The 5,104-nt window shown below is 70.4% G+C and carries 4 protein-coding genes and 1 pseudogene; 3 read left to right on the forward strand and 2 right to left on the reverse strand.

What is annotated here, in order from left to right; translation table 11 throughout:
• The first annotated feature begins 83 nt into the window (after positions 1 to 83).
• Together QH283_RS01655 and QH283_RS01660 are read left to right on the forward strand one after the other, a co-directional pair.
• Entirely contained in the window at positions 84 to 485 is a 402-nt protein-coding gene (locus tag QH283_RS01655; protein WP_280501247.1) for a hypothetical protein, read from the forward strand.
• 347 nt (positions 486 to 832) lie between these two features.
• The gene (locus tag QH283_RS01660) at positions 833 to 2,503 is read left to right on the forward strand and encodes a serine/threonine-protein kinase (RefSeq protein ID WP_280501248.1); all 1,671 of its coding nucleotides are present in this window, start codon (positions 833 to 835) and stop codon (positions 2,501 to 2,503) included.
• 8 nt (positions 2,504 to 2,511) lie between these two features.
• Here the strand turns inward: QH283_RS01660 and QH283_RS01665 are convergent, their stop codons facing one another.
• Entirely contained in the window at positions 2,512 to 4,134 is a 1,623-nt protein-coding gene (locus tag QH283_RS01665; protein ID WP_280501249.1) for an acyl-CoA dehydrogenase family protein, read from the reverse strand.
• Positions 4,121 to 4,774, reverse strand: coding sequence for a TetR/AcrR family transcriptional regulator (locus QH283_RS01670; protein ID WP_280501250.1), 654 nt, complete (start codon positions 4,772 to 4,774; stop codon positions 4,121 to 4,123). Before QH283_RS01670 ends, QH283_RS01665 begins: the two co-directional genes overlap by 14 nt.
• A 75-nt stretch (positions 4,775 to 4,849) precedes the next feature.
• Between QH283_RS01670 and QH283_RS01675 the strand changes: the two are divergent.
• Positions 4,850 to 5,104 (forward strand): annotated as a pseudogene (locus QH283_RS01675) (crotonase/enoyl-CoA hydratase family protein); the annotation flags it as partial.

Below are 5,104 nucleotides of genomic sequence, written 5' to 3' on the forward strand. Positions count from 1 at the left end.
GCCTGCGACCTCGCGATCGATCACGCGACCACGCTCGAACCACACCTACCGAAATAGCCTCAGCCACTCCAAGGAGAAACGAAATGGCCGGTACGGAGTCACATCTCAAGGCGTGGCAAAACTTCAAAGAGCAGGGCATCAACGGTGAGTTCAGGCTCGATACCGACATCGGTCAAGCCCTGTACGACCATTGTGAACTCCTCCGTCAACAATTGCTGCGCATGAGGATGGACATCGAGCAGATGCGCTACCTCGGCGGCTTCGGTGGCCTCCCGTCAGCGCTACAACTGAAGACGAAGTTCGAGCAGAAAGCGACCGGCGGCGGGGACCACGACCCGAACGACAACGCCCTCACCCGCATCGACCAGCACATCGAGATAGTCACCACCATGCGCGACGCCTACAAGGCCGCGATCGGCCAACTGCAAGCGGTCGACGAGGATTCCAGCTATCAACTGGCCAACCAGGGCGAGGAAGTCGGCTGACACCTGCGCACGGCCGTCCGAGCAACTCCGAGGTGGCGGCATCGACATCATCGTGGGAGTAACGGTTCGTAGGATGTGGATGCCGGCCCCGAAGAGTTGCAGGAGCTGATTCTGCGGGGGATCGACAACAACGAGGGCGGTCGTCATTCAAGAGGTTCCCGACGGCGGACAGATCGCCTCAGTAATTCCGTTGCTCCCGGCACGGACATGATCCTGCCGGGCGCGGACATTCCCATGCCTGACAGGTGATCGAGGTGCGGATCCGAACCGGACTGCTCGCGATAGCCGAAGCTTCGGCTGGTCCTCGGAGCTGGGACCAGGTCATCTACCTGGCTTAGGCTTGTGGCGTGGTTCCCGAGCGGGTGGTGGTAGACGGTCGGTTCGAGTTGCGCGCACCGCTCGGCAGCGGCGGGATGGGCACGGTGTGGCGCGCCTATGATCTGGCGCTGCATCGGGAGGTGGCCCTCAAGGAGGTGCGGCCCGCCGACCCGGACAGTTCGGCGGGGGCGCCCGGGGTGCAGCGGGAGCGGGTGCTGCGGGAGGCGCGGGCGCTGGCCCGGATCAGTCATCCGAATGTGGTTGCGGTGCATCACATCGTGGATTCGCCGCCGCCCGCGCATCCGTGGATCGTGATGGAGCTGGTGCGGGGGCGGTCGCTGTCGGATCGGCTGGCGGAGGGGCCGGTTCCGCCGGGGGAGGCGGCGATGATCGGGCGCGGCATCCTGGCGGGGCTGCGGGCCGCGCACCGGGTGGGGGTGCTGCACCGGGACATCAAGCCGGCGAATGTGCTGTTGCGCGAGGACGGTTCGCCGGTGCTCACCGATTTCGGTATCGCCGCGCTGCACGACGCCACCGGGCTCACCGGCACCGGCAATCTGGTGGGTTCGCTGGACTATGTGGCGCCGGAGCGGCTGGCGGGGCACGAGGGTGATCCGGCCTCCGACCTGTGGTCGCTGGGGCTGCTGTTGTTCGTCGGGGTGGAGGGGTATCACCCGCTGCGGCGCGAGACCACGGTGGCCACGCTGGCGGCGGTGTTGCAGGCGACGATTCCCGCGCCGAGGCAGGCCGGACCGCTGGCGCCGGTGCTGGGCGCGGTGCTGGTGCCGCAGCCGGAGCGCAGGCCGTCGACCGAGGAACTCGACATGCTGCTGACGCGGGTGATCACCGAGGCGCATTCGGGGCAGGATCAGGTGGCGAGGCCTTGTCCGGGGGGCGGCGCACCGGGTCTCGGCGGCCCGTCGGGCGGCTACGGCCCTGGCGCGCCGAGCACCGGTCCGTCGGGCGGGTATGCCTACGGGCCGCCCGGATACAGCGGCCCCTCGGGCGCCCCGGGTTCTGCCGGTTCGCCACCCCACCCGAGCGCACCGCTCGAAGCCGACCGCCGCCGCATGTCCCCCGCCGCACGAGCCGGCCTGATCGCCGCGGCGCTGCTCCTCGTCGCCGCGCTCGGCACCGGCGTGGTGCTGCTGCGCCCGGGCACGGTGGAGACCTCGGCCACCGGACCGACCACCCTGCCCGGCGGCCTCGTCATCCCCGGGACCGAATCCCCGCCCACCACCACCGACACCACCGACCTGCTCACCCCGGACGGCATCCGCGCCGCCGTCGCGGCACTGGAGGAGCTGACCGGCGACGACGAGTTCACCGAGTTCACCGTCTACCCGAGCTATGTCGCCGCCGCCGCGCCCCTGGAGTCGAATCCCCGCCTCTACGACGAATACAGCTACCGCGACGGCGTGGCGACGCGGGCGGGCGCGGGCGGCGAACTGGACGACGACGTGCGGCCCATCCGCCTGCGTGAGATCGACTGGAACGTCCTGCCCGCGCTGCTGGCCACCGCGCACGCGGAACTCGGGGTGCCGGAGCCGACGCTGCGCTACGTGATCGTGGAACCGGCATGGACCTTCAACGCCGACAGGCCTGCCCTGCTGGTGTATCTCAGCGACGACTACGGCGGGGCCTATCTCGCGGCCGAGCTCGACGGCACCGTGATCACCAAGTTTCCCCGGGGGCGCTGACCACGCCCTCAGTCCACGAAGGCGCGCTCGATGATCGCCCCGGTGTCCACCCCGACCGGCAGCGTGCCGAAGGCGATGCCCCAGTCGTCGCCCAGGCGGGTGGCGCAGAAGGCGTCGGCGATGGCGGGGTGGCCGTGCCGGACCAGCTGCGCGCCTTGCAGGACGAGCGCCATGAGTTCGACCACGCGGCGGGCGCGGTATTCGATGTCGGACAGGTCGGCCAGCTCCTTGCCGACGCGGTCGATGGCGTCGTCGAGCCGCGGGTTCTCCCCGCGCGAGTTGTTCACCTCGTCGAAGTAGGCCTGCACGGTCTCGGGCTGGCGGCCCATGGCGCGCAGCGCGTCGAGGGCGGCGACATTGCCGGAACCCTCCCAGATCGACATCAGCGGGGACTCGCGGTAGAGGCGGGGCATGCCCGATTCCTCGGCATAGCCGTTGCCGCCCAGGCATTCCAGCGCCTCGGCGGTGTGCATGGTGGCGCGCTTGCACACCCAGTACTTGGTGACGGCCAGCGCGATGCGGCGCAGGGCGGCCTCGGCGGGGTCGCTTCCCGCGCGGTCGGTGGCCCCGGCCAGGCGCATCATGACGGTGGTGGCGGCGTCGGACTCGATGATCAGGTCGGCCAGCACGTTGCGCATGGCGGGCTGGTCGATCAGTTTCGCGCCGAAGGCACTGCGGTGGCGGGCGTGGTGGGTGGCCAGCACGGTGGCGGCGCGCATATTGGTGGCCGAACCGATCACGCAGTCGAGGCGGGTCATGTTGACCATCTCGATGATGGTCTTGACGCCCTTGCCCTCGTCGCCGACGAGCCAGCCGACGGCGTCCTCGTACTCGATCTCCGAGGAGGCGTTGGACTTGTTGCCCAGCTTGTCCTTGAGCCGCTGGATGCGGATCGGGTTGCGGCTGCCGTCGGGCAGCACCCGGGGCAGCAGGAAGCAGGACAGGCCGCCGGGCGCCTGGGCGAGGGTCAGGAACATGTCCGACATGGGCGCCGAGGTGAACCACTTGTGGCCGACGATGCGGTAGCTGCCGTCCTGGCGCGGGGTGGCGGTGGTGGTGTTGGCGCGGACGTCGGAGCCGCCCTGCTTCTCGGTCATCGACATGCCCGCGATCAGGCCCGCCTTGGCGGACGGCTCGCGCAGGCCGAAATCGTAGTTGCGGGAACCGAGCAGGGGTTCGTAGCGGGCGGCGAGTTCGCGGTTGTGGCGCAGGGCGGGGACCACCGCGTAGGTCATGGAGATCGGGCACATGTGCCCGGCGTCGGCGAAACCCCAGGTGTAGAACTTGGCGGCGCGGGCCACGTGCGCGCCGGGGCGGTCGTCGAGCCAGGGCGCGCCGTGCAGGCCGTGCTCGACGGCGACGGTCATCAGATCGTGCCAGTGGGGGTGGAACTCGACCTCGTCGACGCGATGTCCGTAGCGGTCGTGGGTGCGCAGCACGGGCGGATACTCGTTGGCGAGCCTGCCCCACTCCTGGACTCGCGGGCTGCCCGCGAGGCGGCCGAGTTCGCGGACCTCGTCCTCGGCCCAGGTGGCGCCCTCGCGGCGCAGGCCCTCCAGCAGCGCGGGGTTGCGGGAGAAGTCGAAGGGGGTGATGCCGGGGGCCTGGTTGAAGACCTCATGTGTGGGCACGGTGTACTCCCGGATCGGTGGCGGTGACGGGACCTGCCTGGGCCGGGGCGCCGAGGGCGCGCAGGGCGAAGGCGACGAGTTCGCGCACGACGGAATCGTTGTGCGGGTTGGTGGCCAGCGGGCCGACGAGCACCTCGCCGATCGCGCCGACCAGGCCGGCGGCGGTGGTGTACGGGTTCTGGGCGGGCAGTTCGCCGGTGGTGACGCCGTCGGCGACGGCGGCGACGAAGGCGTCGGTGAAGGCGCGGCGGAAACGCAGGCGCTCGACGTCGACCACGGCGTCGACCGGCTCGACCAGCAGGACGTAGGCGAGTTTCGGGTTGCGCAGGGCGCGACCGGCGAAGGTCTGCACGGCGGCGACCACGCGTTCGGTGGCGCTGCCTGCCGGCGGTGCGGCCGCGGCGACCACGGCTTCGACCTCCCGGCCGACCACCGTGCGGAAGACGGCGGTGACCAGCTCGGCCTTGTTCTCGTAGTGCTTGTAGACGGTGCCTGTGGCCACGCCCGCGGTGGCGGCGACGGCGGCCATGTTCAGTCCGGCGAAGCCCTCCTGGGACAGCACCGTGGTCGCGGCCTGCACGATCAGCCGCGCCTGAGCGTCCAGCCTGGCCTGCATGGCGGGGCTTCGGCGATACACCATGCAAGAAGTGAACCACCGATTCACTTTTTCGACAAGAGGTCGCCGACCGGCGATCGGCGGGTCTATCTTCGAGCCATGAGCGATAGCGCCGAACCCGCCGTCCGCGTCGAACGCGACGGTCCGGTCACCACCGTCGTGCTGCACCGCCCGCACGCCCGCAACGCCGTCGACGGACCGACCGCGGCCGCCCTGGCCGCCGCCTTCCGCGAGTTCGACGCCGATTCGGACGCCGCGGTCGCGGGGTTGTGGGGTGTGGGCGGAACCTTATGCGCCGGGGCCGGTGTCAAGGCGCTCGGCACCCAGCGCCGCAATAGCGCCGCACCCCACCGG

The sequence above is a fragment of the Nocardia farcinica genome, assembly GCF_029867845.1.
Lineage (GTDB): Bacteria > Actinomycetota > Actinomycetes > Mycobacteriales > Mycobacteriaceae > Nocardia > Nocardia farcinica_A.

Excerpts from the sequence above, each read along its gene's own strand:
- QH283_RS01655 (WP_280501247.1), top strand. The coding sequence starts at position 84 with ATGGCCGGTACGGAGTCACATCTCAAGGCGTGGCAAAACTTCAAAGAG.
- QH283_RS01670 (WP_280501250.1), bottom strand. The coding sequence starts at position 4,774 with ATGGTGTATCGCCGAAGCCCCGCCATGCAGGCCAGGCTGGACGCTCAG.